General features: G+C 49.2%; 3 protein-coding genes. All 3 read right to left on the minus strand.

Annotated features, from left to right (window positions below):
- Positions 1-213: 213 nt before the first annotated feature.
- Positions 214-1,425 (minus strand): ABC transporter substrate-binding protein, encoded by a 1,212-nt coding sequence (locus tag H6F93_RS00825; RefSeq protein ID WP_190678325.1) that lies wholly within the window; start codon positions 1,423-1,425, stop codon positions 214-216.
- A 103-nt stretch (positions 1,426-1,528) separates the two neighbouring features.
- Positions 1,529-3,085 (minus strand): amidohydrolase family protein, encoded by a 1,557-nt coding sequence (locus H6F93_RS00830; RefSeq protein ID WP_190678327.1) that lies wholly within the window; start codon positions 3,083-3,085, stop codon positions 1,529-1,531.
- A partial coding sequence (locus H6F93_RS00835; protein ID WP_199313406.1) for an amidohydrolase family protein occupies positions 3,075-3,806 on the minus strand: 732 nt, incomplete at its 5' end. The genes H6F93_RS00835 and H6F93_RS00830, both read right to left, overlap by 11 nt.

Here is a 3,806-nt window from a genome sequence, read left to right on the forward strand (position 1 = left end):
ATTTCCAGATCGTGGGCAGTCGCGGCGATCGCGTTTTCCGTCAGAGGTACGCCAGTTTGGAGTGACGGATTTGACTGAGGTTTGGCAGCAGAGAGAGGGTTCATGGAAAATTCAATTGAGTTTTTTAAGGAGAAAGGGGAGTAAGCGATCGCCCCTCATTCCCCTTCTCCCTCTCCCATAGAAGAAAGGGTTAGGGAATGAGGACATGCCTCATCAACTCGTCTTAAATTCGTTGTAGATATCTTGCCATGCTTGTTCAGGTTGATTGACGGGCAACTGCCGGGCACGAGTCCGCTCTAGCTGAACCTCCACCACCGTTTTGTCGGGATTGTCTTGATCGGGAACGTAGCCCAACAGTTGCTTCTCCTCATCGCTCATAAAGTCCTGCGCTTCCAGGTTTGGCGCAATGCCTTTATATGCTTTGGCGTTTGCCACTCTTGCTTGCGTTTCGGGTGATGCCATGTATTGCACCCACTTCAGCGCTAGTTCTTTATTGTTGCTGGCAGAACAGAGCGTTGCGCCTTCGCTCCAGCGGATCGCACCTTCTTTGGGAACGATCGCCGTAAAGTTTGTTTTGCCGTCAGCGATCGCATTCTGAATCAACCAATCCCCGACAGGGCCAGCAATCACGCTTTCATTGATGAAGGCATTGGTGATGTCTTGAATGTTGGGGGTGATTAACGCGACGTTAGGCTTGACTTTGATCAGCCAATCTTTAACTTGTTGCAATTGCTCATCCGTGAGCGCGTAAGGATTGGGGTTATCGGGGAAGAGTGCCATGCTGGCGTTACCCATGTTGGGCAAATACCAGTCGAAGAAAGCAACTTTACCCTGAAGTTTTGGATCGGTGAGGAAGTTCCAACTGGTAACTTCTTCAGGCTGGATGTATTTGGTATTAATGGCAATTCCGTAGTTACCGAAGCGGGTTCCTACTGCCATCATTTGTTCTCCCTGGAAGAAGCCGGGGAATTTTTGATAAGTCTCTGAGAAGTTTGCTATTTCAGGGAAATCAGCGGTATTCAGCGGATCGATCGCCCCCATCTCCATCAGCTTAGTGACATATTCGCCATCAGAGATAATCCCATCAAATGTTCCTGGAGGCGACTGATTGAAGAACTGAAGCATCTGTTCGCCACCCACATAGGTTTTGAATTCAACTTTGACTCCGTTCTCCTGCTCAAACTTGCCGATTACTTCTGGTTCGTCATAACCTGCCCACGTCAAAACTCGCAGTGTGCCGCCCCCTGTAGGAGAGGCAGCAGGGCTAGACTCGGTGGTTGCAGATTGTTCCTGGGGAGCCGCACAACTTCCTAGCTTGGTGGTTGCCGCTGCGAGACCCGCGAGAGACGTATATTGGATGAATCTCCGGCGAGAAATCGATCGCCAAAAAGATCCGTTAGAGGAATTCATGTTTTGATTATTCATAATCGTGCAAGCTCCAAAGATAAGGGAAAAAGTTACCGCAAATTGAAGCGAACTAAACCAAATTGAGAGAAACCCTGGAGTTGATTAAACAACTGACCCGGTTTCAGGAAGATATTTGCAAAGCTTCTTCAGAAACACGCATCGGTGCATGACTTTGATCACCATAGGCGACATTAAACCGTTGAATCGGCAAGGGTTGAGTGAGCATCTTTTGAAATGCGGCATCCATTAAGGGACGCAATGCTTTGCTTTGCTGATGCCACTGTTCACGGTAGGCATAGTATTCCTTTAGATGTTCACTCAATTCTGCTAAAAGATCGGCTTCATTGACCGTCAAAACCTGACTGTCCTTCACGATCAACTGGCCGTTCACATAAACCTGCCGAATCGATCGCCCCCGCTCGGAATACACCAGATGAATCGGTAGCTGATTTCGGGGAGTAAACGACAAAGAGTTGAGGTCGTACAGCACAAAATCGGCTTTCATACCCGGAGCGATCGCCCCCACTTGATTCTGCAACAATGTCGATCGCGCTCCGCCGTAGGTCGCCCATTTGAGGATATCTGCTGCTCTGGGATAGGATTCGCGTTTCTCATCGACGGTAGAATGCACCAAACCTGCCATTTTAATCACATCAAACAGGTTAAAACTGTCCATGCCATCCGTTCCCAACGCGACATTGACACCCCCGGCAATTAACTCACGAATCGGTGCAATGCCGCTACACAAGCGATGATTGCTCACCACGTTATGAACCACCGTTGCTCCAGCTTCCGCCACAAGATCTATGTCCGCCTGGGATAACCAGACCCCGTGGGCGATCGTGGTTCGGTGCGTTAGAATTCCGTGTCGTTTTGCATAAGCAATCACAGATTCACCAAAGAATTCTAATCCGGTGACTGCCTGCATTCGGGTTTCTAACAGGTGAGTATGAATGGGAACGTTGAATTCTTCCGATAGTGCAGCGATGCGGTGCATCAATTCCGGGGTGACGCGCTGTGAGGCAGAGGGAGCCAGCATCGTTGTGATCCGGTTTGCCTGACCATGCCAATCTCGATAAATTTGTCGAAAAACTGCTTCCCATTCCGTTGGAGTGCAGGAACTTGCAGCAATAAAGCCTTGTTTTTGCTCGTCCGTGAGTTGATCCGTTAAGTAGGGAACGGTTTCGTGGAGGGGTTTATTGATAGCGTGCAGCGATAGACTCGCTCTCACTCCCAAATCGACATAAGCTTGGGCAACTGCCCCAAACATTTCGGGAGGTGTGTAGGGCAGGGCATAGATATCGTCCTGCATCGTGGTCGTGCCATTTTTCACCGCTTCCAAAGCAGCGACCATCGTACAGAGGTAATGCACACGCGAACTTAGCTTTTCGTTGGGAGGCAAATAAAGCATCCACTGTTCCAGCGGCAGAGCCTCATAGCCACACTTCTCTAAAATGCCGACAGTTGTGTGAGTATGGGCATCCACAAATCCAGGAATCAACAAAAGATTGGTCGCATCAACTACCTGATCGGCAGCGATTTCCAGATTAGGAGCAACTTGGGAGATGCGATCGCCCTCCACTAAAATATCTACACACTGAGGTGACAGATCCAAACTGCCGTCTGCCTGCTGCGTGAAAGGGAGGACTGTTGCGTTGCGAATTAGTTTACGAAGCATATTGGGAACGGCTAAAACGGTTGACTGAAAACGGTTGACTGAGGGCAGTGGACAAGGTCTTTTCGATTGCAGGGCGAATTCGCTCGGCTTGCTGCCAGATATCCTTGCGGTAGCCAGCATATTCCGGCATCCGGTCATGAAACTCCGCCAGAATATCAGCCTCATTCACAGTGAGAACGCGCCCATTTTCGATGACTAGCTGACCGTTGATAAACACCTTGCGAATGGAACTGCCGTTCTCGGCGTAAACCAGATGAATCGGCAGTTGATGACGGGGCGTAAAACTTAAAGTGTTAAGGTCATACAGGACAAAATCTGCTTTCATACCTGGTGCGATCGCTCCCACATCCTTGTGCAACAGTGCCGATCTCGCTCCGCCGTAGGTCGCCCACTTCAGTACATCTGCAGCTTTAGGGTAGCGATCGTAGGGATTATCCATTGCAGAATGGACTAACCCTGCGGCTTTAATGACATCAAACATATTAAAGGAGTCATTGGAACTCATGCCATCTGACCCCAATGCAATATTGACTCCCGCATCCATTAATTCCCGAATGGGAGCGATGCCACTGCACAAGCGATGATTGCTAACAATGTTATGAATCACCGTCGCGTTTGCGTCTGCAATTAACTCAATAGTTGCAGGGATTCTTCTAAGGCGATGGTTTTTTCTAGCAGGGAATCTTTGTAACTTCCGATCAAAAACTCGCGCCCTATCTCG

Origin of the sequence: Leptolyngbya sp. FACHB-671, assembly GCF_014695745.1 — a bacterium.
Taxonomy (GTDB): Bacteria; Cyanobacteriota; Cyanobacteriia; order Elainellales; family Elainellaceae; genus JAAUTN01.